The organism is Capnocytophaga sp. oral taxon 864, from assembly GCF_002998835.1.
In the GTDB taxonomy this organism is placed as follows: domain Bacteria; phylum Bacteroidota; class Bacteroidia; order Flavobacteriales; family Flavobacteriaceae; genus Capnocytophaga; species Capnocytophaga ochracea.
Genome location: NZ_CP027232.1, coordinates 572,618 through 597,335, shown reverse-complemented (window position 1 = coordinate 597,335; position 24,718 = coordinate 572,618). Strand labels below are relative to the sequence as shown.

Below are 24,718 nucleotides of genomic sequence, written 5' to 3'. Positions count from 1 at the left end.
ACATTTGCAAAAACATTTATACTTGATGAGTAAAAAGACACTTTATTTTGCCTTTGTGATAGGGCTATTTGCAATAGCTTGCAATGATGGTAATTTGGAAGTAGATACCATTTCATTTGAAAATTCTGATGTGCTATCTTGTACGACCAATGATACTACGGCTACTTTTTTATTCAAATATAGTCAAAAGCAAGCACTTATTCTTAATTTACCTGCTAATATTTTAGAAAATAAAGAAAAGACTGTTTCAGGCACTATACCCACTAATTTTAAACTTTATTACCGTACTTTCAGCGATGCGGTAACTACCAATTATTTTTGTAATGCTTATCCTCCTGCTACCCCCAATGTTACTTCGCAAATTGAAGCGACAGGAGGAACTGTTACAATTGTCTCACGTCCCATTTATAATGAAACAACAGGTGCTTTGTTGCGTTATGACCATCAAATAAGCATCACTGATTTGGTACTCGTAAATCAAGAAGGCAATAAAATAGTAGATTCTAATTTTGTTTTTGGGACTTATAAAACTAACAAACAGTAGAAATGAACCACTTTGTAGTATCAGCACGCAAATATCGCCCACAATCATTTCGTGATGTAGTAGGACAGCAAGCTATTACTAATACCCTACTCAATGCCATTGAAAATAATCACTTGGCACAGGCACTTCTCTTCACAGGTCCTCGTGGAGTAGGAAAAACTACTTGTGCCCGTATTTTAGCGAAAAAGATAAATGAACAAACTTCTGGGGTAGAAGATGAAAACGATTTTGCTTTTAACGTCTTTGAGTTAGATGCTGCCTCTAATAACAGTGTAGATGATATTCGCAAACTGATTGAACAAGTGCGTATTCCGCCTCAAGTAGGCAAATATAAAGTGTATATCATCGATGAGGTGCATATGCTGTCTACTGCGGCTTTTAATGCCTTTCTCAAAACATTAGAAGAACCTCCTAAACACGCTATCTTTATCTTAGCAACTACTGAAAAGCATAAGATTATTCCTACCATATTGTCACGTTGCCAGATATTTGATTTCAAGCGTATTACTATCAATGACATTCGAGAATACCTAAAATATATTGCAGAACAACAAGGGATTGAAGCAGAAGATGAAGCTTTGCAAATCATAGCACAAAAAGCCGATGGTGCGATGCGTGATGCCCTTTCTATCTTCGACCGTGTGGTGAGCTTTTCAGGAGAAAAAATAACACGACAAGCTACTTCCGAAATACTGAATGTGTTAGACTATGAGGTCTATTTTAAAGTAACTGATCTTATTTTAGACAATAAACTCCCTGAACTATTGATCGCATTTAATGATAGTATTGCACAAGGTTTTGACGGTAATCATTTTATTGCAGGCTTGGCAAGTCATTTTCGTGATTTAATGGTATGCAAGAATCCTACAACCATTTCCTTAATGGAAGTAGGGGAGGAGACCCAGAAGAAATATGCTGAGCAGAGCGTTCGTGCTACTGTACCTTTTTTAATGGAAGCTATTGCTATTGCCAATGACTGCGACCTAAAATATCGCACCAGCAAAAATCAGCGTTTGTTAGTGGAGGTTGCCCTAATGCAACTCGCCTCTCTGACCTATGAGGGGGATAAAAAAAAAATGATGGACGCTTCATAATTCCTGCTTATGTGTTTAATGGGCAAAGTCATACAACAGAAGTACAGCTCAACTCACAAACACCTATCGTTGTCCCTCCTATAAATTATGCAAATACTACGACAGCTACATTTAATCCTAATATACCTATTATTAGTAAAACGGAACGTACAGAGGCTGTTTCTAATTTTTCAATTAAAAGTGTACATCTAAAAACAGAACATCAAAGGAATTTCAAAGAGGTGGTAATAGATCCTAATACGCTACCTCGTGAGAGTTTTTCAGAAGAGACTTTTAATCAGTTTTGGGAACGTTATATAGATGAATTACTTGTTAAAGGTGAACGTATACAAGCTTCTATTCTTAAAATTGCAATATTAAGATTAGAAGGAACTACTATTCATTTGGAAGTATCAAGTAATACAGCTAAAAATGATATTGTTCAGATGGAGCATAAACTCTTAAATTATTTGCACAAATCTTTGCAGAATTATGATCTTACTATTGAGATAAGTGTAAATGAAGAAATAGCTAAAAGAATAGTAGTAACTCCCGAAGATAAATACGAGAAATTATTAGAAGAAAATCCTATCTTACAAGAGTTTAGAAGAGCTTTTGAACTAAATTTAAAAGGATAGAAAAACAGTATTTTTAAAACTCAGTGCTACATAATTTATAGTTAGTAGTGTTTTTTATTTTCTAATTCTTTTGTTTTTTTCAATATAATGCCTAATTTTGCCGAAAATAATCTTAATAAGATGTTTTGTCTATGGTTAGATAAGTATAGACAAGAGGTACATTAAACAGTTGAATATTAATAAAATTAATAAAATATGAAAGTACTTAATGAACGACAATCAAAGATTTTAGAGAGCTTAGAAACTAAAAAGTACGTCAGTGTAAATGAATTGAGTGATAAGCTTAAAGTTTCGGTAGTTACTATACGTAAAGACCTTAATCTCTTGGAACAGGAAGGCTATTTGCATCGTACTCACGGTGGAGCTAGTAAACAAATGCGTTATGTGTTTGAGCAAACAATAACTGAGAAAGAAACTCAAAACGTAGAAGAGAAAACGCGTATTATTACTAAAGCGTTGGACTTTATTAAAGAAAATGAGTTTATCATACTTTCATCAGGAACTACAGCTAATCTTTTAGCTCAAAAAATTTATGGCATACGCAACCTTACAGTACTCACTCCTTCCCTTAGAGTAGCTTTAGAGGTCTGCAAAAATCCTAGTGTAAATACCATTCACTTAGGAGGAGAAGTTCGTAAAAACTCTACCTCCACTATTGGCGTACTTGCTGAAGAAACTCTTAGTAACTTCTCTTGTACTACTTTATTCTTAGGAGTTGAGGGTATTGACCTTGATTATGGATTGAGTTCTACCAATGTAGGAGAAGCTCATCTAAATCGGAAGATGATGGAACGTGTAGACAAAACTATTGTTTTAGCCGACTCCTCTAAGATTCACAAACGAGGCTTTGGTTTTATCTGTTATGTAGAGAAAATAGATATGCTTATCACTGATGCAGGTGCTGACCCTGAGTTTGTAGAAGAACTTGAAAAACGCGGTGTAGAAGTAATTATTTGTTAATTATCAAAATGATTGACACATATAAGAATGATAACTATATATCACAATCCTAAATGCTCCAAATCACGTTGTGGTTTGGAGCTTTTAAAAGATTCGGGGAAAGAATATCAGATAGTAGATTATCTTAAAAAAGGTATTTCTAAAGAAGAACTAAAAAATCTCCTCACTAAGTTACAGATGTCTCCTATTGAATTAGTGCGTACTAAAGAAAATATTTGGAAAGAGCAGTTCAAAGGAAAAATGCTTACTGATGATGAGGTCATAGAGGCAATGATACAATATCCTCAGCTCATTGAGCGACCTATCGTAATAGTCGGTGACAAAGCTGTGATAGGGAGACCTACTGAAAGAATAAAAGAAATTATATAATTCGAAGTAAGATAATAATGTGGCTTACGCTATAGAAATCTTCTAAAAGGAGTTAGTAGGTTATTAGAAACTTTTCTAAAGAAAATAAGACGAAACATATTATAGTGTTTATATGTTTATCATTTCTGAATGTATGTAAGAATCTTCTACTTTATCAACAAGAATAGTGTACTTTTCAAATAGAGATGTTGTAAACTTTAAAAGTATTATACTTCTATCGAAGAGTTCTTTTATATCAAGAAGATTGATAGTTTCTTTATAATCAAAAGAATTGTTGTTATTTCTATCAACAGAGTATCTAAAACTATCTGAGCTTTTATCCAATGAATGAAAAATATTAGTTAGTTTTTCAACATCTTTACAATACATTTCAAAATCCTTTATATCTTCTTTATCAATTTCTATCCCATAATTTTCTTTGATTAATACCTCAAAAGCATTTGAGTAAGATTCTAAATACCCTCTAAAACTTAAATATGTTCCAATATAAGCATTGAATTGTGCTCGAGTTCGATTGTTATCTGGTATACTATTATTCATATTTTTGTTTTTAACAAGAAAAAGTACAATATTTTTCATTTACCGAAAAACACCTTACTTAATTTCTCTTTCTTCATTACTCTTACTCATCTCTATAAGATAGAACAAGTATAGGATAAGTGTATGATGATAAAACAATTGTCTGTTGAGCCTCCCAACTACTTACTCAAATACATCTTCCTCCTTGTATAAATCTCATAGAAAGCATCATCTTTAAGGCTATCTATAAACAGGATACTTTCGCCAGTAGATTTCATTTCAGGTCCTAGCTTCTTATCTACGTTCGGGAATTTGTTAAACGAGAACACGGGTTGCTTAATAGCAAAGCCCTCTAAGTGCGGATTGAAATGGAAATCAGTGAGCTTTTTCTCTCCAAGCATTACCTTGGTAGCATAGTTTACATACGGCTCTTGATAAGCTTTAGAGATAAACGGTACCGTACGTGAAGCTCGTGGGTTTGCCTCAATGATATACACTACATCGTCTTTTACGGCAAACTGCACATTGATAAGCCCTACCGTATTGAGTGCTAAGGCTATTTTATGAGTATGGTCTTTTATTTGTTGCAATACAAACTCACCCAAATTGAACGGTGGTAAGGTAGCGTTACTATCGCCTGAGTGAATACCACAAGGCTCTATATGCTCCATAATACCAATGATATACACATTCTCGCCATCGCATATCGCATCGGCTTCAGCTTCTATAGCACCATCAAGATAATGGTCGAGTAGGAGTTTGTTATTAGGTATCTTGCGCAAGAGGTCTACCACGTGGGCTTCCAATTCTTCTTTGTTAATCACAATCTTCATACCTTGCCCTCCTAATACATACGAAGGACGCACGAGTAGCGGGAAGTCCAATTCATCAGAGAGTTTTAGTGCCTCATCAGCCGTTTCGGCTACTCCAAAGCGTGGATAAGGAATATTATTCTCTTTCAGTAGAGTTGAAAAACTACCTCTATCTTCTGCCAAATCCAACGACTGGAAGCTAGTACCTATAATTTTGATGCCATATTTATCTAATTTCTCTGCCAACTTTAATGCTGTTTGTCCGCCGAGCTGTACGATGACCCCTTCGGGCTTTTCGTGCTGAATGATATCATAGATATATTCCCAGAACACAGGCTCAAAATAGAGTTTATTAGCCGTATCAAAGTCGGTGGAAACGGTCTCAGGGTTGCAGTTAATCATTATGGTTTCATAACCGCACTCTTCGGCAGCCAATACCCCGTGCACACAGCAGTAGTCGAACTCGATACCCTGTCCTATGCGATTAGGACCTGAACCGAGTACCACCACCTTTTTGCGGTCGGTTACTACGCTGTCGTTGGCTACGTATTCCTTGCCGTCAGCGGTGCGAATAGGTGCCTCGAAAGTAGAATAATAGTAAGGGGTTTGCGCCTTAAACTCAGCAGCACAAGTATCTACCAATTTAAACACGCGGCGTATGTTTAGTTCCTCGCGTTTCTTGTGCACCTCACTCTCCCAACAGCCCACCATATAAGCAATTTGTCGGTCGGCAAACCCTTTTTGTTTAGCTTCAAAAAGGAGTTCTTTAGGTAGCGTGTCTATTTTGTAGCGTGATATTTCTTTTTCGAGCGCACATAGTTCTTCGTATTGCTTGAGGAACCACATATCTATCTTGGTGATTTCGTGTATACGGCTCAGCGGAATACCCATCTGTACCGCATCGTATATCACGAATACCCTATCCCAGCTGGGATAGGTGAGTTTCTCAATAATCTGTTCGTAATTTTTATAGCCTTTGCCATCTGCCCCCAAACCATTGCGTTTGATTTCGAGTGATTGGGTAGCTTTTTGCAATGCCTCTTGAAAAGAACGCCCTATACCCATTACCTCACCTACTGACTTCATTTGCAAGCCTATAGTGCGGTCAGATCCTTCAAACTTATCGAAGTTCCAACGCGGTATTTTCACAATTACATAATCTAATGTAGGCTCAAAGAAAGCAGAAGTGGATTTGGTGATTTGGTTTTGTAATTCGTCTAAATGGTAGCCAATAGTGAGTTTAGTGGCTATCTTAGCAATAGGATAACCCGTAGCCTTAGAAGCCAAAGCCGAAGAACGTGATACACGTGGGTTGATTTCAATAGCAATGATATCCTCTTTTTCATCAGGCGACACCGCAAACTGCACGTTACAACCGCCGGCAAAATCGCCTATACTGTGCATCATCTTAATAGCCATATCGCGCATACGTTGGAAAATGCGGTCAGATAGAGTCATCGCAGGGGCTACCGTAATAGAATCCCCTGTGTGGATACCCATAGGATCCATATTTTCAATGGTACAGATAATTGCCACATTGTCGTTCTTATCGCGCAAGAGTTCGAGTTCGTATTCCTTCCAGCCTAAAAGTGCTTTATCAATAAGCACCTCGTGGATAGGCGAGGCTTCCAAACCGCGATTGAGGAGCATATCGAAATCCTCTTTTTTATAGACGATAGAAGCCCCTGTGCCGCCCAAAGTAAAGGACGGACGTATAACTAATGGAAAATCAAAACGTTGTGCAATTTCTTTTCCTTTGAGGAAAGAAGTAGCTGTTTCAGACGGTGCCATAGGGATACCGATTTCATCAAGCAATATGCGGAATTTCTCGCGGTCTTCAGTGATTTGTATCGCATCAATATCTACCCCGATGATTTCCACCCCAAAGTCTTTCCAGATACCTTTTTCGTCAGCCTCAATACAGAGGTTAAGCGCTGTTTGTCCGCCCATTGTAGGGAGTACGGCATTTATTTCGGGGTGTGCTTTTAGAATTTCCACTAATGATTTAGTGGTGAGAGGTTTTAGATAGACCACATCCGCCATAGAGGGGTCTGTCATAATGGTAGCAGGGTTAGAATTGATAAGGATGGTTTTAATACCGTCTTCGCGCAAAGAGCGCAATGATTGCGAGCCTGAGTAGTCAAACTCGCAGGCTTGTCCGATGATAATAGGTCCTGATCCTATGATCAGAACACAATGTAGGTCGTTTCTTTTTGGCATTTTATATAGATATTGCTGTGTTTTTAGTATTTACAGGTGTTGAATTTTGTTGTATGGTTGGTATTATTTCGGTCTTACGGATAATACTCTATTTCTCGTTTTTCTTCTATTTGGATATCATTTCCTTTAAAATTCTTGACTTTCCCAGACAATTCTTCTGCTATCAAGGCTTTTAGGATTAGATTCCCCATCTTATCATAAGTAAGCTGATAAACTTTTGTAGAAGAAGGTTTTGCACCAGTTTTATCCTCGTAATACTCTTCTTTTATTTGATGTGTAGTATTGTTGTAAATGTATTTCGTTCTCTCCCTAAAATTCCTCGACAGATACTTTTGTTCATCTACAAGCACACCGTTTTTATAGTTTTCTATCAACTCTATTTCCCCGTAAGAATCATATTGAGTATGTTTTATCAGTTGCCCATTAGTATCGTATTGATACACCTCCATATTGTCTTTCTCATTGTAATTCCCTCCAAAAGAGTCTTTTCTATTTTTCATATAGGCAAGGTCATATTTCTTTACCAAAAGCCTGCCTGCACTATCGTATTCGTAGAGTTCTTTATAGTTGATACCATCATAACTTCCTTTTGCTTTCCTCTCTTTAGAAAGTAAGTTTCCTTTGTTATCATACGTATATAGGTAAGTCTTACTCGCCTTGATACCACTTATATTTATAGTTACTGCCTCTTGCACCACATTATTAGGCAACTGAGTAAATACCGACAACGACTCATCGCTTTTTCTCTTTTTCAGTTTACCATCATTGGCATATTCAAACATAATTTCCTTTATCTTTTTCCCTTTATTATTGTAAGATTGGCAACTAACAAGTTGTCCTTTTTTATTGAAATAATACCTTGTTGAAAGTCCGTATTCATCATATTCAATAAGTTTTTTAACCTTTCCCTTGAGACCGTATTGGGAGAAGAAAGGCTTATATCCGCCCGATGTATGCTGCCCGTACACAGCAGTAAGAGATAAAAACATAAGTAATAAGAGTAGTTGCTTCATAACGATAAAAAAATAGCTACATCTTTCAAAAGAAAAATATAGCTACTATAATAATAAAGAATATTGTTGCCCTGCGTATCTCTTTCGAGTACTGCATATCAAAGCACTAAAGAGTGCTAACCGACTCATATTCTTAAAAGTGTTCATTTAACAATTAATAATTGAAAATTAAAAAGAGCGAAAAACGGGTCTCGAACCCGCGACCTCAACCTTGGGAAGGTTGCGCTCTACCAGCTGAGCTATTTTCGCTTATCTTGTTTTAGTAAATTTGCAACTGATTTGTTTTTCATTTACGGGGGCAAAGGTACAAATTATTTTAAGAAAAGCAAAAAATAGGTGAGAAGAGGATGACAAAGAGGAAGGCCTGCTTAAGGTATGATGGAATTGAAACCAGGTGAAGTTATTATGCTTCTCATATATTTCATTTGTTAGATGCAGAAAGAATTTAGTATAATAAAGTTATTTCTTTAAGAGAAAAAGTCTTTATAGTACCTTGTTCCGTTTCTACAATTAATTTTCCAGAAGGTTCCATACCTCTTATAATGCCTGAAAAGTTCTTTTCTTGGCAAGAACGGAAAACGGATACTCTATTTAGTTGGAATAGATATTTCTGGTAAATAGTATAAACGCTTTCGAAAGACTGTTGAGGAAGTGTGGAAAGGTTTGATTCTAATTCAGAAAGGATTAGTTTCATCACTTGTTCTATTTCAAAATCTTTACCAGTTAAATTTTTTAAAGAAGAGGCTTTAGGTAAGCCATCGAAATTTGTTTGGTTAAGATTGAGCCCAATACCGATTACACATTTCTCAATTTTAGTTTTTTGAATGGTATTTTCTATTAATATTCCGCCTATTTTGTAACGTTGAGAAAGGATATCATTAGGCCATTTAATATTTATATTAGGAATGTTTAATTTCTCTAATACTTTCATTATTGCAATAGGTACAAGCATATTGAGCAAAAAAGCATCTTTTAAATCTAAATGCTCAGGAAGAAATAAAACACTAAAGGTAAGATTCTGATAGGGTTCACTTGTCCATTTTGTTCCATATTGTCCTATACCTGCAGTTTGCTGAGGTGTCCAGACCACTAAAAAATTAGGAAGAGAATCCTGAATATGTATTAAATTTTTTAAGTACTGATTAGTAGAATCAATGCTTTTTAAGGTAATGATGTTCATAAAAAGTAAAAAATAGTTATAAAAATTTGGTAGTATAAAAAAATGTAGTACATTTGCACCCGCAAAGTCAAAATAAGGCATAACAAAATAGATGGCGAGGTAGCTCAGGTGGTTAGAGCGTTGGATTCATAACCCAAAGGTCACGGGTTCAAATCCCGTCTTCGCTACTAAGATTAAACAAAAGAAAATGAGTGGTTTATATTCATAAATCACTCGTTTTTTTATGTATGAATAATTTAGTGAAAATTAAGAAACGAAAATGCTCTGAAAAACAAAAGTCTCTACACTAAGCCCTGAATTTACAATGCTAATAATGATGTTACCACTCGATAGGGAGCGGGCTCAAAAATCGTGCCATTCAAGTAGTTACGAAAGAGTATGATGATTAACTTTCTTAATGATATTCTGCTTAATAGAACTTCCAATGGATTAGAAAGAAATAATACTACCTCAGTTTTTGGAAATGATACAAATTAGATTGCTGCTAACAGCGAATAAATTGGCTTGATAAATCTTAATAAAATAATATGAATACAAGAGTTGATAGAAATAAGCGATATGAGAATTTTATACTGTTTTTTGAGTTAGACGGGAATAGTGTTATGAAACTATCCTCTTCAGCTGCTATTGATGTTTGTAAAGAATGTACTCGTAGAGAGATGTATGTTTGGAGAATAGAAGGAGGCATTTGGCATAATCCTGGTTTTGAGGCTCGAATTGATTGTATTTGGGACAGCTGTTTTAACCCTAAAAGTAATTCCAATCCTTCCTTAGAATATAATAATAGATTAGCAGAAGAGTTTGTAAAAGAGGAAATGGATAGTTACGATGTTTTTATAGTAACTATTTATAAAGAAAATTTGTCCTAACACAAACTATTAGAATAAGATGAAAAAATATATATTTTTATACTTTTTTTGGCGAGTTAAAAATAATTCATTACCTTTGTGGCATAAATATGGCTATGTCTATAAGTAGTTTTTTGCTAAAAATAGAGGTAAAGACTTGTCTAAAGAAGCATAAAGTAGTTGTTTTCTTTTTTACTCTCCATCGGAACTGCTATAAAACAACTCCGATGGAGTTTTTTAGTAGTACGAACTTCTTTTTTAGCCCTTTGTAGGTGTTTTTTAGTCCTCCATAGGATAATTTTACACCAAATTATCACTTCAGAAGCCCTCCGTTGCAGTCCTGTAATGCTCCGTTGTGGTGCATTTGAAGTTCGGAAGGTAACCTTGACACTGAAACGACACTGGTGTATAACTACAAGCGGTATTATAGTCAGGAGAAGGAATTAAGTACAATAAAGGAGACTATTTTTATTTGGGTAATTTTCACAAAGACTATTATGAGGAGTTTAATAGTAGTAATAAATCAAAAGCAGTAATAAATCTTGATGGGGATTTAAGTGAAAAAAACAAAAAAGCAAAAAAATGGAACAGAATATCAAGGACAATAATCTGATTATAAAGAATAAAAATGATGATATAGAAGATACTTTTTGTTATAAATTGTTTGAAGAGCAGTATTTTGATACTGATAAATTAAAGGAACTTATCAATTATGCTTTATTCAATAAATTAGATGTCAAGGAAATTGAGATTTTAAAATGGATAATTAACTGTGTCGATAATTGCTTTATTTACCATAAAGACGTTGATGATTATTATCGTATAAAGAATTACTCAAAAGCAATTGAAAATGAATGGAACACGGATTGGAAGTTAAAATTAATAGATGTATTAGAAAAGAAATAATATCCTCTATTACTGCAGCTACGAATGGAACGACAACGGAAGTTTAAAGAGTGTAATCGCCCCGACGGCCAAAAAGATAGAGTTCAAATATAAAATATTTGTTTTCTTTTAGCCCTTCGTAGGTGTTTTTTAGTCCTCCATAGGATAATTTTACACCAAATTATCACTTCAGAAGCCCTCCGTTGCAGTCTTGTAGTGCTCCGTTGCAGTCTTGTAGTACTCTGTTGCGGTCTTGCAATGCTCCGTTGTGGTGTATTTGAGGTTCGGAGGAGTAAAATTGAAGTCCGAAGGAGTAAAATTGAGGTTCGGAGGAGTAAAATTGAGGTTCGGAGGAGTAAAATTGAAGTCCGGAGAAGCAAAATTGAAGTCTGGAGGGGTAGAATTGAAGTTCGGAGGGTAACCTTGATACTGAAGAGGAAATTAAAAGCGTTATTATTAGATAAATATGGATTAATAGCACTATTAAACAGCTAATCATTATAGCTAAAAAATGTATAAAGATATAATACTAAATAAAATAAAATTTATACAAATTATGTTGGAGAAATATTTTGATAAATTAAATAATAGACCTGTTCGACAACGGAGTTATCGAACGTTGACGAGTTTTAAATCGTGCAAATAGCACGATTTAGAACATCGCATTTCAAGGTAACCTGTTCTGAAACTGAAGTTTCAGAACAAGTTTAATGTATCAGAGAAAAATTAAGGAAAATTTTTATGAAATTTAAAGAGGCGGTACAAATACTTGGCTATAAACTGGAAGAAAAATATAGGACTTTAGGTTTTAAATATAAAAAGTCTGACAGAACATTGACAATGCACAGCAAAAAATTCACCTATATGATTGCCTTTTTTTCATTTAGTGGGAACACAAATGAAAAAATTGATGTAGATGTATGCTACATTATCAATCGTCGTCCCTATGATCCAAGCCCCGATGCCGATAGCCAAGTTTTATATCATTCATTATGGAACAAGGGAGTGTATCTTGATATAGCGAATGAAGAAAAAATAGATACTGCTTATACCATTATCTGTAAATGGATGGATAAAATATTGATCGCAAAGCTGGATGAGCTTTGCGCTGCCGAATAAACAACCTCGAGACAGGTAACGATTATAATACAGGTAGAAAACATCATAAAAACATTGAAAGGAGGCACTATGGATACAAGGTTAAATAAAAATAAAAAAGAACAAGTGCACGTAACAACATTTAGTAATTTAGGAAGAGGATAAATGGGAGTAGATAAATATATTGAGCTAATTACAAAGTTTACTGACAATACTATTGACGCAAAAGAATTTGAACAGTCTTTTCTTGAGATGTTTAAAACAGAACAAGAAAAAATATCAGAATACTTTTTATGAATTAAAAAAATTATTTGATATCCACCTACGAGCAAGAAAATTAAATTTTAAATGAAGGAAATAAACTATGGACGAGAGAGTACTAAGAAATGGGTGAAAAATAATCCTACTATTTTCGGAAAAATAGTAGCAGTTGTTATTTTTGTTTTCGGCGTTTGCCTCATTGTAGGCGCCGTGAGAGATTGGGATTGGCTGTATGCTGCCGATAAGCATTATCAAAACAATTGGGGAATGGGACAGATAAGTCGTTATTTAGGTCGTGGTAATGCTCGCATAATAGGCTTTATTGGCGGTATTTTCTTTACCGTTATCGGCGGTATTCTTATTTACGGTGCGTTTTTCAAATAAATTTATACCGAGCCGTGGTAAAAGAGACAGCGGAAGAAATATTGTCGAGTATCATTATTGTCATTCAGGATTTACTGCAAAGAAAGTTTGGGTTACAAGAGTGTATCAATAAGGGAATTATCAAAGGTGACCCCATAAAAGCAAAGGTAAAAATAATTAAAACACTTAATTTGGGATAAAAGTATTTAAAGCCGATATCAATTACTGTTTCTAATATTTTTTTAACATTTTATTTCTTCATTACAATTATCTTTCGTACTTTTACGCCCTAATTTAAACTAATTACTAATATTTGTATGGATAAAATGATGTTATATTTACCGTTAGCCCTTGCAATTTTTGGGCTTATCTTTATGATTACAAAAGCGCTGTGGGTGAACAAACAAACCACAGGCAACGACCGAATGCAAAGTATTTCTAAAAGCATCAAAGAGGGTGCTATGGCATTCCTCAATGCTGAGTACCGTATTTTGGCACTCTTTGTGATTATTGCTTCTATTGCTTTATTTATCGTTTCTCGTATGGTAGAAACTTCTCACTGGCTTATTGTAGTAGCTTTTGTGTGTGGAGCTTTCTTCTCTGCCTTAGCGGGAAATATAGGAATGCGTATTGCTACCAATGCTAACGTACGCACTACCGAAGCGGCTCGTACCAGCTTGCCAAAAGCTTTGAAAGTGTCGTTTGGAGGAGGTACTGTGATGGGATTAGGAGTGGCAGGTTTGGCAGTATTAGGCTTGAGTTTATTCTTCATCCTCTTTGTAAACACTTTTGTAGTAGGAGGCAAATCGTTTTATGACGAAATGACTCTCGTACTTGAAGCCTTAGCAGGTTTCTCACTCGGTGCTGAGTCTATTGCACTCTTTGCTCGTGTGGGTGGTGGTATTTACACCAAAGCTGCTGACGTAGGGGCTGACCTCGTAGGAAAAGTAGAAGCTGGTATCCCAGAAGATGACCCTCGTAACCCTGCTACTATTGCTGACAATGTAGGTGATAACGTAGGTGACGTAGCTGGTATGGGTGCTGACTTGTTTGGTTCGTATGTGGCTACTGTACTCGCTTCAATGGTATTGGGTAACTACGTGATTAAAGATATGGCAATCGCAAATGGTGGTACATTTACTGATGCCTTTGGTGGTTTAGGTCCTATCTTATTGCCGTTAGTAATTGCCGGTGTAGGTATCATTGCTTCTATCATCGGTACTTTCTGTGTAGGCATTAAAAACAACGACGCTAAAGAAAAACAGGTACAAAGTTCACTAAATACAGGTAACTATGTAGCTTTAGGTCTTACTTTAGTAGCTTGCTTCTTCCTTATTAAATATATGTTACCAGAAACTATCCAAATGAGTTTCTTTGGTGAAGGAATGAAAGAGATTGCAAGTATCAATGTATTTTATGCAACTATCGTAGGTTTGGCAGTAGGCTTGCTCATTTCAGCTATTACTGAACACTTTACCGCTTTGGGTAAAAAACCGGTATTGAATATCGTACGCAATTCATCTACTGGAGCTGCTACTAACATTATTGCAGGTTTGGCTACAGGTATGAAATCAACTTTTGGTTCTGTACTGCTTTTTGCCGTAGCTATCTGGGGTTCTTATGTCTTAGCAGGTTTCTATGGTGTGGCGATTGCAGCATCAGCAATGATGGCAACTACAGCTATGCAATTGGCTATTGATGCTTTTGGTCCTATTGCCGATAACGCTGGTGGTGTAGCTGAAATGAGTGAATTACCAAAAGAAGTGCGCCAACGTACTGATATTTTAGACTCTGTAGGGAATACTACTGCTGCGGTAGGTAAAGGATTTGCAATTGCTTCGGCAGCACTTACCGCTTTAGCATTATTTGCTGCATATGTTACCTTTACAGGTATTGATGGTATCAATATCTTCAAAGCCGATGTATTAGCTGCTTTATTTATTGGAGGTATGATTCCTGTAATTTTCTCAGCTTTAGCAATGCAATCAGTAGGAAAAGCTGCTATGGATATGGTGAATGAAGTACGTCGCCAATTCCGCGAAATCCCTGGTATTATGGAAGGTAAAGGTACTCCAGAGTACGGCAGATGTGTAGATATTTCTACCAAAGCTGCTTTGCGCGAAATGATGTTACCTGGTGCAATTACTATCATCACTCCTATTATTATCGGTTTTGTGATGGGTGCTGAAGCTCTTGGTGCTTATATGGCTGGTGTAGCTGTATCAGGAGTTGTATGGGCAATATTCCAAAACAACGCTGGTGGTGCTTGGGATAACGCTAAGAAATCATTTGAAGCAGGAGTTGAAATCAACGGACAAATGACTTACAAAGGTTCTGACGCTCACAAAGCAGCCGTTACTGGTGATACTGTGGGTGACCCATTTAAAGATACTTCAGGTCCTTCAATGAATATTCTTATCAAACTCACTTGCTTAGTAGGTTTGGTAATTGCTCCTATCTTGGGCGGACATACCGCTGATGCTACGGGAGCTCCTGTAGAAGCTCAAATCCGTCAAGGAGAAGGTGAGGGAGTGATGCCTATGGAAGAAGTAGTTGTTATTGAAGAAGGTAAGCTTAACGCCGATGGTGACTTTGAGTACAATGTAGGTGATTTATTCCAATTGAGCCTTTTTGACAATACAATGTTAGAAGTAGGAAAGAACTCATCTGAAGCACATCTTGTAAAATTGATAGAAGATAAAAACCTTACTACTCCAGAACAGTTCAAAGATAACTGGATTACTTTGGATAGAACTTACTTCAAAACAGGTAGCGATGAACTTACTGAAGGTTCAGAACAACAATTAAAGAACATTGTAGCTATTTTGAAAGCTTATCCTAAAGCTGCTATTCGTTTAGGTGGTTACACTGATAATACGGGTAGTGTCGAAGGTAATTTGAAACTTTCAGAAAGACGTGCTAATTCAGTGTTAAACAAATTGGTAGCATTGGGTGCTAACAAAGCACAATTGAGCGCTCAAGGTTATGGTGCAGAACACCCTCTTTGTCCTGCTAACGATACTCCTGAGTGCAAAGCTAAAAACAGACGTATCGACATACGTTTAACTGCTAAATAACAGTATTTTAGTTACTATATAACCTCAAAAGGGGTGTTTGAGGAAAACCGTTCCTCGAACACCCCTTTTATAATCACCTAAAAACTATGAAATTACCTTTATTTTCAGCAGCTATATTGCTCACTGCTTTTGTAGGCTGCAACGACTCAAAGACTTCAAAAATGACAGAGAATACAGATAACAATCCGCTATTGGTAGAAAGCATTTTACCTTATGGTGCTCCCGACTTCTCAAAAATTAAAGACGAGCATTACCGCCCCGCCCTGCTCAAAGGAATGGCTTTGCAAAACGAACGTATTGCCGCTATTGCTAATAGCAACGAAGCGCCTACTTTTGAGAATACGATTATCGCTTTAGAAAAAAGTGGGGTAGAGTTAGAGCGCGCTTCAGCGGTATTCAATGCCTTAACTGAGGCAAATACTAATGATACCTTAAAAGTATTGCAAAAAGAACTATCACCTAAGTTTGCTGAGCACGCCGATGGCATTCATCTGAACGAAAAACTCTTTGCACGCATCAAAGCCTTATACGATAAACGTGAGAGCTTGAAATTAGATGCTGAATCGCTTAAATTGTTAGAAAATTACTATGAAGATTTTGTAGTAGCAGGCGCTAACCTATCGGCTACAGATAAAGAAACCCTAAAGAAATATAACAGCGAGTTAGCTTCTTTAGAAACTGATTTTAACCAAACGCTTTTAGAAGGCTCGTTGGCAGCGGTTCAAACTATTAATGGTCAGAAAGTAGCGATTGTGAACACTACTCAGCAACCGCTCCTTAGTGAATTAGCCGACCGTAACGCTCGTAAACAATTGTTTGAGGCAAGCTGGAATCGCACCGATGGGGGAGCCCATAATACCAATGATATCCTAAAACGCATTGCCTTACTACGCGCTAAAAAAGCTGAACTCTTGGGCTTTAAAAACTATGCCGAATGGAGCTTGCAACGTACTATGGCTAAAACACCTGCCGCTATTGCTCAATTCTTTAAAGATTTAGTGCCTGCTTCAGTAGGTAAAGCCAAAACAGAAGCTAAAGAAATACAAGCACAAATCACTAAAACGGGAGGTAATTTTACTTTAGAACCTTACGATTGGAACTTTTATGCCGAACAAGTGCGCAAAGCTAAATACGACCTCGATGAGAACGAAATCAAACCTTATTTCGAACTGAAAAATGCTCTTGAAAATGGTGTATTCTATGCAGCTACCAAACTTTATGGCATTACCTTTAAAGAACGCAAAGATATACCCGTATATCACCCCGATGTATTGGTGTATGAGCTTTTTGAAGAAGATGGTACGCCATTAGGACTCTTCTATGGTGATTTCTTTGCTCGTGAGAGCAAACGCGGTGGTGCGTGGATGAGCAACTTTGTAAACCAATCGAAGTTATTAGGCACTAAACCTGTTATTTACAATGTGTGCAATTATGTGAAACCTGCCGAAGGTAAACCTGCTTTACTTACTTACGATGAACTTACTACGCTCTTCCACGAGTTTGGTCACGCATTGCACGGTTTCTTTGCTAACCAACAGTATGCAAGTTTATCAGGAACAGCAGTAGCACGCGATTTTGTAGAGTTTCCTTCGCAATTCAATGAGCATTGGGCTTTGTATCCTGAGGTACTTAAAAACTATGCAATACATTACGAGACTAAACAACCTATTCCACAAGCACTTATTGATAAGATAAAAAAAGCGAGTACCTTCAATGAGGGCTATGCCTTTACTGAAGTTTTGGCTGCTGCCAATTTAGACTTGCAATGGCATACTATTTCTTCGGATACTATCATCAATAATGTAAGTGATTTTGAGAAGAAAGCCCTTGAAAGAACAGGCTTATGGGTGAAAGAAGTACCTCCAAGATACCGTTCATCTTACTTTGCTCATATTTTTGGCGGAGGCTATGGAGCAGGCTATTACTCTTACCAATGGACAGAAATGCTTTGCCACGATGCCTACCAATGGTTTGAAGAAAACGGCGGACTCACACGTGCTAATGGACAACGTTTCAGAGATTTGATACTCTCCAAAGGCAATACAATGGACTACGAAAAGATGTATTTAGCCTTCAGAGGGAAAGCTCCTGCTATTGAACCACTACTCAAAGCACGTGGTTTGAAGTAATAAAAAAGCAGGTTATTGTAACCTGCTTTTTTGTTTTTTATAATATCTACTTTTATCCTCCAAACCAACCTTCACGGTCTAAACTGCGATATTGAATAGCTTCGCCTATATGATGAGGTTGTACTTCTTCTGACTTTTCTAAATCGGCTATTGTACGCGCTACTTTTAAAATACGGTCGTAGGCACGTGCAGAAAGGTTGAGACGCGTCATAGCATCTTTTAGTAGAGTTAAAGAATCTGTATTTACTTTACAGAATTTCTGAATTTGTTTAGTATTCATTTGAGCGTTATAGTGAATATGTTCATATTCTTTGAAACGTTCTGTTTGGATATTTCGAGCATCTATCACCCGTTTACGGATATCACGACTACTTTCACCTTTTCTATCATCTGAAAGTTTTTCAAAGGGTACAGGATTTACTTCTATATGAATATCTATTCTATCTAATAGAGGTCCTGAAATTTTACTTAAATAGCGTTGCATTTCAGCAGGTGTAGAAGTAACAGGAGCATCGGGGTCGTTAAAATACCCGCTTGGACTTGGATTCATACTTGCTACTAACATAAATGAAGCGGGGTAAGTAACTGAAAACTTTGCTCTAGAAATAGTAACTTCTCTATCTTCTAAAGGTTGTCGCATTACCTCGAGAACAGCTCTTTTGAACTCTGGTAACTCATCAAGAAAAAGTACTCCATTATGTGCGAGAGATATTTCACCTGGTTGAGGGTAAGTACCTCCTCCTACGAGAGCTACGTCAGAAATAGTGTGATGAGGACTACGGAAAGGACGATGGCTCATTAAGCCTGTGTCCCTAATACGTCCTACTACACTGTGTATTTTAGTAGTTTCAAGAGCTTCGTGAAGTGTCATCGGAGGAAGAATGCTGGGTAAACGCTTAGCGAGCATTGTTTTTCCTGAACCAGGAGGGCCTATTAAAATAACATTATGCCCACCAGCAGCAGCTATTTCCATACAACGTTTTACAGTTTCTTGACCTTTTACATCAGCAAAGTCAAATTCAGGAGATTCTAAATCTCTGTAAAACTCTTTGCGTGTATCTATTTCGATAGGTTGTAATTCTTTTTCTCCATTAAAAAAATCTATGACTTCTTTTATATTTTCTACACCATAAACGTCCAAATTATCTACTATAGCAGCTTCTCTAGCATTTTGCTTAGGAAGAATAAATCCTTTGAATCCTTCTTTGCGTGCTTGAATAGCAATAGGTAGCGCCCCTTTAATGGGTTGCAAACCGCCATCTAAGGACAGTTCGCCCATAATGATATATTTTTCTAATTCTTCACTTTGTATTTGCCCGTTAGCTGCTAAAATACCAATTGCAAAACTTAAATCATAGGCAGAACCTTCCTTACGCATATCAGCAGGAGCCATATTGATGGTTATCTTTTTACCTGGAATTTTATATCCATTGTTTTGCAGAGCAGCTGCTATACGATAATTACTTTCTTTAATAGCTATATCGGGTAATCCAACCAAATGATAGCCAATACCTTTATCGATATTTACTTCAATAGTAATTGTGCTGGCTTCTACGCCAAATACAGCACTTCCGTAAATCTTTACTAACATTTCTGTGGCTAATTTTTGCACAAAGGTAAAACATTCTTTGTAAATGAGCAATTTTATTTCAAAAAATAATCTGAAATATAGTTAACAAAAGTTCAAGATAAGAGAATATAGCTCTTGCACTACAGGAAGCCGTAGCACGGCAAGGAATTACAAGGTAGATTAGAACTTTTACCGAAGATAAGAAAACGAAATTATAAAAAACAAAGAAAGATGTTTTTTTGGTTGAGGGGATCTTATGGTTAGCTTATACAAAGCTTATAGGAACCTTGGACGAATCTTGGAAGATTGGTATATAAAGACTATGTAAGTGACTAAAAATGAATAGTTAAGAGTGAAGAATTAGGGGTGATTTTAGAGTAATAAAACGAAATAAAAACAAAGAAGAGATGAAGGAAGATTTCTTAGATGAAAATTGTAGCAACGCAAAGGAGATTGAAAAATAGTATTTTGTTGTTTCGAGCTGACGTTAAGTAAGTATATAAACAAAATAACGCAGGAGGTAAATCCTGCGTTATTCCGAACATAAATTTTAATACAAAATGAAACAAATTCTCGTGATCACGACAGGATTCGAACCTGTGACCGTCTGCTTAGAAGGCAGATGCTCTATCCAGCTGAGCTACGTGACCTCTATTCCAAAAAAAATATTTCAAAAATGCCACACAAAAGGAAACATTTATGAAATATCTTATTTTGTCGGGGCGGCAGGATTCGAACCTGCGACCTCCTGGTCCCAAACCAGGCGCGATGACCGGACTACGCTACGCCCCGAATTTATATCTAACAATTTGTATTAGATGCGGAGAGACTGGGACTCGAACCCAGGCGACGGTTACCCGCCGACAGATTAGCAATCTGCTCCGTTACCACTCCGGCACCTCTCCAATTTTGAAAGCTCCTTTGCTTTTGCGGTTGCAAATGTATAACAACTTTTTATTCTGCACAAATATTTTAGAAACTTTTTTGTACATTTTTTATCAATCTAATAATTATCAAATACTTAAAAATAGTAAAATCTTCTTTATATCCGTTCATCTAGGAGGAAAAACAATACCATAACCTGTACCGTTATTAAAAGTTGCTCCTGAGGGAAGTTCCATTGAGGTGTCTGTGGGAGACCAATCCCATAGTTTTGTTTCATCATCTGTAATGGTATTAGAAGTTTTATTATATTTCTTACCATTGAGAGGATAATAAAGCAGTAAATCATTTGTAGGTTTAAGAGTACTCCACAACTGTAATTGTATTTCTTTTTGGGTTAGGGCTCGTTTCCACAAACGCACCTCTCTGAGAAGCTCATTAGCTCCCGCAAACCATAAATCTTTTACATAAATTCTACTATTAGTATTTGCTGTTTTAGATCCTACTTCTTTTCCTTCAACATATACACGCACGGTATTGCCGTCACAGGTTACTGCAATAGGATACCATTTATCAGTTTGTGCCTTAAATACCTCAGTAGGTATTAATATTGAAATATCCGAAGCTTTTACGTCTAATTGATTGTTTGTAAAGCCTATCTCAACTTGATGAGTATTAGATGTCACTCCTACTATTGGGTTGCTTCCTATGAGATTTGAGCAATTAATTGTAGCTTCAAAAGTCCATTGAGGGAGCTCGTTATTAGATAGAGCTTCTCCCGTAGTAGCTTTTGTAGTTACCATACTCAATACCTTTGTTCTTGTTTCTTTATGGACTACTAAAAGCAAACGGTCTTGTCCTGCAATAGCTTCAATATTATTTCTACCTCTTATTTGTATGGGTAGCGCATACACTTCGTTGTTAGGAAACGTTAGTTCACTAATGGTAATATCAATAGGAGTTTCTGTTTCATAAGTATTGAAGATAGCATTTTCATCAATACTATATTTATCAGTAGGTAAGAGTTTGTAATCTGTACCATATTGTGCATTATAGTCAGTTAAGGTTTGAGCATCACCTGTGATAAGCTGAGCTGATACTATCCTACCTGCAGCTCTTATCAGTTTCACCTTTAAGTTTTGAATCTTGTTATCTTGGTATTCTTGTACGTACACTTCAACAACATTATTACCATCGAGAAATACTCCCTGATATACATTGGGAGCTTGAGGCGTTTTGTCGGTAGTTTCGTCTTGACAAGCTATTACACTTAGTAAGCCAAGTATTAAAAATATCTTTTTCATCTTTGTAGAATTTTAGAATTGCATTTTCACATTAAGTCCATAGCTTCTTATGGAAGGCAACATAAATTTGTCGTATCCACTGCCATAAGTACCTACAGAAGGTACTATTTCGGGGTCAAAAGGTGCTTTGTTATAGAGCATTAGCAGGTTATGACCTACTAATGACACACTGAGGTCTTTTAAGCCTTTTACAATGAATCCTTCTCTAAAATGATAGGTAAGAGCGACATCTTGTAAACGAATATTGGTAGCCGAATATTGATAATCAGAAGCCGTTCTATTAGCTATGAAAGTAGCATAGTTAGCTCGGTTATCGGCAGAGGCTTTAGACACCCCATAGCGATCGAAATAACGTTCTGTTTCTGAAAAAACTATTCCTCCCAAACGCGCTTTAAACAAGAAATTCAAATCGAAATTCTTATAGATCATCTTCCCTTGCCAGCCTAGTAGCCAATCGGGATTGGTAGAGCCTAATTTGTTGCCATTTGCATCGTATATATCACCTATTTCACCACCTTTACGTAAGGTATACATACCGTTGGCTATCTCGTTAGGTAAACTCACAATCTTGTTCTTATTAGTAGAAGCAACAAGCTGAGTTTCCCAATTTACCCCTTTAGAAGTATTAGGATAAGTATACCTTAAAGCAACTTCTACTCCTTGATTTTGCACTTCACCTGCTTGTTGCCATACAATAGGTACTAATTGATTATTAGTACGAGTATGATAGAAAGTAGCGTTAAAAGAAAGATTGTTAAACCATTGGGTATCTAAGCCTACTTCATAAGAAGTGGTACGCTCTAACTGTAAATCAGTAGGATAGTTAGGCAAACTATAAGTATTACCAATCCAAGCGCGAGACGTTTCAGCTACCCCTAAGCCCGCATAACTCATAGGAGCTGCTACTTGACTATAGCCTCCACGCAATTTTGCATAACTTAATATATCTTTATCTATACCTATAAATTGATGTAACAAAGCTGAAACACCTACTGATGGACTGAAGACCATATTTTTATTTGTAGAAGGATAATCGGACGGTTTATCAGCACGACCTGTGAGAGTGAGATAAATCTTAGATTGCCAACCTACTTCAGCCATTGCAAAGAAGGCCGTGTTACTCCGTTTTCCCCATAATGGGTGGGTTATAGCTGTAGGAGCTGTGATATTGCTTTGAGTAAAATTATTTACGTTATGCAGATTACCTTTGTAACCTTCTACTTGAGTATTGTACCCTTCATACGAAGCTCCTAAATGAGCATCTAAACTGAAGTCATTCGATAGATTTTTATTGTAATGTAAGAGTACATCGGCATATTGTTGTTTGAAAGTCTCTTTCCAATGAGCATAATAACCATTAATGCCTGCATAAGCAGGAAGCGTAGAAGCATAACGCTTATCGTCCATTGTAGAGGCTGTATTATCTATACGGAAGCGTGCTACTACGTCTAAATCTCCTATAATTTTATAGCTTACTTTACCTGAAAACATATAACGGTCTTTAGTAGTAGGACGTAAATTTCTGTACGCTATCCAATAAGGATTTTGGACATTTTCACCTAAGTTAGCCGGTGTATCGGGCGTACCTGAACCTGCAATCCAATATTGCTTAGCATAACCTGCGATAGCATCATAACGTTCAAAATAACGTTCTTGACCAAATTGTTCCCCTCTTGGGTATAAGTACAAGCCCACTATAGGATTGAAAGCGATACCAGAGGCTACCTGGTTGCGTTCATACTGACGGATATAATTCCCCGAAAGGTCTATTTGTAAAGCATCATTTAACAGAGAAGTAGTATTGTGCAAATAAGCATTATAACGGTTATATACGCTGTTGTGCACTATACCACCTGATTGTAAAGAAGCTAATGAAGTGTAGGTTTTATTTTTACCTCCTTTAAAATCTATACCTCCTGAAATGCTTACTGCATTCTGGTACACGTGTCCAGTTTTATAAAAATCATTTATATTAAAAGAAGTACCCTTAGGTAAAGCACGAGTGGACAGTGAAGTGTATTGTCCTAACTCATTGCCATATGTTTCTTGAAACTCAGGCTTTGTGAGTTTATTTACAAACTCTATTGAAGAAGAAAGGTTAATTTTAAATTGGTTACTTTCAGCTTTTTTAGTGCGAATGAGTACCACACCATTGGCAGCTGAAGCTCCATAGAGTGCCGTTGCTTGCGCTCCTTGTAATACAACTACTTCTTCAATATCCTCAGGATTGAGGTCAGAAATACCTTCGCTGGTATCTCTACCATCGCCTCCAATACCTCTTTCAGCTTGGTTAGCGATGGGCATTCCATCTATCACGTACAGTACATTATTATCACCAAAGAGTGAGCGAACTCCACGCATAGTAGCTTTTGTAGCCCCACCAATACCCGTAGCACTTCGCTGGATATGCAAACCTGCAACTCTACCATCAAGGCTATTCACAAAATTTGCTTGCTTGACTTGAGTGAGGTCCTTGTCTGAAACTTTTTGTTGTTGATAGGGTAAAACTTCCCCTTCTTGATAAATTCCTAGAGCAGTAGAATATTTTGGCTTACCTATTAGAATATGATCAATATGCTCTATTATTTGGGGTCTTAAGACTATCTTAAAGTTAATATTCTTATTTTTACCCTCTACTTTTCTTTGCTGGGGTTCATATCCTAAAAAACTAAACTCAAGTACATCACCTACTTTGGCTTTGAGTTCAAACTTACCATCAGTATTCGTTGAAACACCTTTAGTAGCTTTTGTTGAACGTGTGTTTTTAATAATTATTGCAACCGATGGCATAGGTTGATTGTTCTCATCGAGAACTTCCCCAGTAATGTTTTTCATCTGTGCTTGAACCACTCCTGCAAATAAGAATAGCAAGACTAACACAAGTTGTATTTTCTGTTTCATAGCGTTTACATATAAATATACCCCGCAAAGGTACAACTTTTATTCACTTATACAAAATTTTTACACATTTTT

Annotated in this window: 19 protein-coding genes and 5 tRNA genes; 13 read left to right on the top strand and 11 right to left on the bottom strand. The window is 36.6% G+C overall.

Annotated elements, in window-relative coordinates; genetic code table 11:
* Positions 1-25 precede the first annotated feature (25 nt).
* From C3V44_RS02780 to arsC, 5 genes are all read left to right on the top strand, one after another.
* Positions 26-544 (top strand): hypothetical protein, encoded by a 519-nt coding sequence (locus tag C3V44_RS02780; RefSeq protein ID WP_106095448.1) that lies wholly within the window; start codon positions 26-28, stop codon positions 542-544.
* 2 nt (positions 545-546) lie between these two features.
* Positions 547-1,638, top strand: a complete 1,092-nt coding sequence (dnaX, locus tag C3V44_RS02775; protein ID WP_009418257.1) for a DNA polymerase III subunit gamma/tau — start codon at positions 547-549, stop codon at positions 1,636-1,638.
* Positions 1,639-1,649: 11 nt separating this feature from the next.
* Positions 1,650-2,255 (top strand): DNA polymerase III subunit gamma/tau, encoded by a 606-nt coding sequence (locus tag C3V44_RS02770; protein WP_174683107.1) that lies wholly within the window; start codon positions 1,650-1,652, stop codon positions 2,253-2,255.
* Positions 2,256-2,450: 195 nt separating this feature from the next.
* Positions 2,451-3,215, top strand: a complete 765-nt coding sequence (locus tag C3V44_RS02765) for a DeoR/GlpR family DNA-binding transcription regulator (RefSeq protein WP_002671857.1) — start codon at positions 2,451-2,453, stop codon at positions 3,213-3,215.
* A 27-nt stretch (positions 3,216-3,242) separates the two neighbouring features.
* On the top strand, positions 3,243-3,584 hold the full coding sequence (arsC, locus tag C3V44_RS02760) for an arsenate reductase (glutaredoxin) (RefSeq protein WP_106095447.1): 342 nt from the start codon (positions 3,243-3,245) through the stop codon (positions 3,582-3,584).
* 108 nt (positions 3,585-3,692) lie between these two features.
* Here the strand turns inward: arsC and C3V44_RS02755 are convergent, their stop codons facing one another.
* The 5 genes from C3V44_RS02755 to C3V44_RS02735 all read right to left on the bottom strand — a co-directional run bounded on the left by C3V44_RS02755 (position 3,693) and on the right by C3V44_RS02735 (position 9,328).
* Positions 3,693-4,124 carry a hypothetical protein gene (locus C3V44_RS02755; RefSeq protein WP_254425454.1) on the bottom strand — a complete coding sequence of 144 codons (432 nt, stop codon included), beginning with the start codon at positions 4,122-4,124 and terminating at the stop codon, positions 3,693-3,695.
* 158 nt (positions 4,125-4,282) lie between these two features.
* Positions 4,283-7,135, bottom strand: coding sequence for a carbamoyl-phosphate synthase large subunit (carB, locus tag C3V44_RS02750; protein ID WP_106095445.1), 2,853 nt, complete (start codon positions 7,133-7,135; stop codon positions 4,283-4,285).
* Positions 7,136-7,209: 74 nt separating this feature from the next.
* Positions 7,210-8,148 carry a hypothetical protein gene (locus tag C3V44_RS02745; protein ID WP_106095444.1) on the bottom strand — a complete coding sequence of 313 codons (939 nt, stop codon included), beginning with the start codon at positions 8,146-8,148 and terminating at the stop codon, positions 7,210-7,212.
* A 176-nt stretch (positions 8,149-8,324) separates the two neighbouring features.
* Positions 8,325-8,397: transfer RNA gene (locus C3V44_RS02740), tRNA-Gly, on the bottom strand.
* 196 nt (positions 8,398-8,593) lie between these two features.
* Positions 8,594-9,328, bottom strand: a complete 735-nt coding sequence (locus C3V44_RS02735; RefSeq protein WP_164996603.1) for a biotin--[acetyl-CoA-carboxylase] ligase — start codon at positions 9,326-9,328, stop codon at positions 8,594-8,596.
* A gap of 93 nt (positions 9,329-9,421) precedes the next feature.
* On the opposite strand from C3V44_RS02735, the gene C3V44_RS02730 reads away from it, so the two are divergent.
* The 8 genes from C3V44_RS02730 to C3V44_RS02690 all read left to right on the top strand — a co-directional run bounded on the left by C3V44_RS02730 (position 9,422) and on the right by C3V44_RS02690 (position 17,989).
* A tRNA-Met gene (locus C3V44_RS02730) sits at positions 9,422-9,495 on the top strand.
* A 360-nt stretch (positions 9,496-9,855) separates the two neighbouring features.
* Positions 9,856-10,197, top strand: coding sequence for a colicin transporter (locus tag C3V44_RS02725; protein ID WP_002671873.1), 342 nt, complete (start codon positions 9,856-9,858; stop codon positions 10,195-10,197).
* A gap of 561 nt (positions 10,198-10,758) precedes the next feature.
* Complete coding sequence (locus C3V44_RS02720) at positions 10,759-11,082, top strand: hypothetical protein (RefSeq protein ID WP_106095442.1); 324 nt, start codon at positions 10,759-10,761, stop codon at positions 11,080-11,082.
* Between the two features lie 720 nt (positions 11,083-11,802).
* A complete protein-coding gene (locus tag C3V44_RS02710) occupies positions 11,803-12,180 on the top strand; it encodes a hypothetical protein (RefSeq protein ID WP_009750455.1) in 378 nt (125 codons plus the stop codon).
* Positions 12,181-12,324: 144 nt separating this feature from the next.
* Complete coding sequence (locus C3V44_RS12555; protein WP_106095440.1) at positions 12,325-12,456, top strand: colicin immunity domain-containing protein; 132 nt, start codon at positions 12,325-12,327, stop codon at positions 12,454-12,456.
* Positions 12,457-12,507: 51 nt separating this feature from the next.
* Positions 12,508-12,804, top strand: a complete 297-nt coding sequence (locus tag C3V44_RS11955) for a hypothetical protein (RefSeq protein ID WP_164996602.1) — start codon at positions 12,508-12,510, stop codon at positions 12,802-12,804.
* Between the two features lie 296 nt (positions 12,805-13,100).
* Positions 13,101-15,860 (top strand): sodium-translocating pyrophosphatase, encoded by a 2,760-nt coding sequence (locus C3V44_RS02695; protein WP_106095439.1) that lies wholly within the window; start codon positions 13,101-13,103, stop codon positions 15,858-15,860.
* Between the two features lie 86 nt (positions 15,861-15,946).
* Positions 15,947-17,989 (top strand): M3 family metallopeptidase, encoded by a 2,043-nt coding sequence (locus C3V44_RS02690; protein WP_106095438.1) that lies wholly within the window; start codon positions 15,947-15,949, stop codon positions 17,987-17,989.
* A 52-nt stretch (positions 17,990-18,041) separates the two neighbouring features.
* Here the strand turns inward: C3V44_RS02690 and C3V44_RS02685 are convergent, their stop codons facing one another.
* The 6 genes from C3V44_RS02685 to C3V44_RS02660 form a co-directional block, all read right to left on the bottom strand.
* Complete coding sequence (locus C3V44_RS02685) at positions 18,042-19,580, bottom strand: YifB family Mg chelatase-like AAA ATPase (protein WP_034543339.1); 1,539 nt, start codon at positions 19,578-19,580, stop codon at positions 18,042-18,044.
* A 555-nt stretch (positions 19,581-20,135) separates the two neighbouring features.
* Positions 20,136-20,209: transfer RNA gene (locus tag C3V44_RS02680), tRNA-Arg, on the bottom strand.
* Positions 20,210-20,276: 67 nt separating this feature from the next.
* Positions 20,277-20,351 (bottom strand) — tRNA-Pro (locus C3V44_RS02675).
* Between the two features lie 29 nt (positions 20,352-20,380).
* Positions 20,381-20,464, bottom strand: a tRNA-Ser gene (locus C3V44_RS02670).
* Positions 20,465-20,611: 147 nt separating this feature from the next.
* Positions 20,612-21,745: a DUF1735 and LamG domain-containing protein gene (locus C3V44_RS02665; protein ID WP_106095437.1), complete on the bottom strand. Its 1,134-nt coding sequence runs from the start codon at positions 21,743-21,745 to the stop codon at positions 20,612-20,614.
* Between the two features lie 12 nt (positions 21,746-21,757).
* The gene (locus C3V44_RS02660) at positions 21,758-24,646 is read right to left on the bottom strand and encodes a SusC/RagA family TonB-linked outer membrane protein (RefSeq protein WP_106095436.1); all 2,889 of its coding nucleotides are present in this window, start codon (positions 24,644-24,646) and stop codon (positions 21,758-21,760) included.
* Between the last annotated feature and the right edge of the window lie 72 nt (positions 24,647-24,718).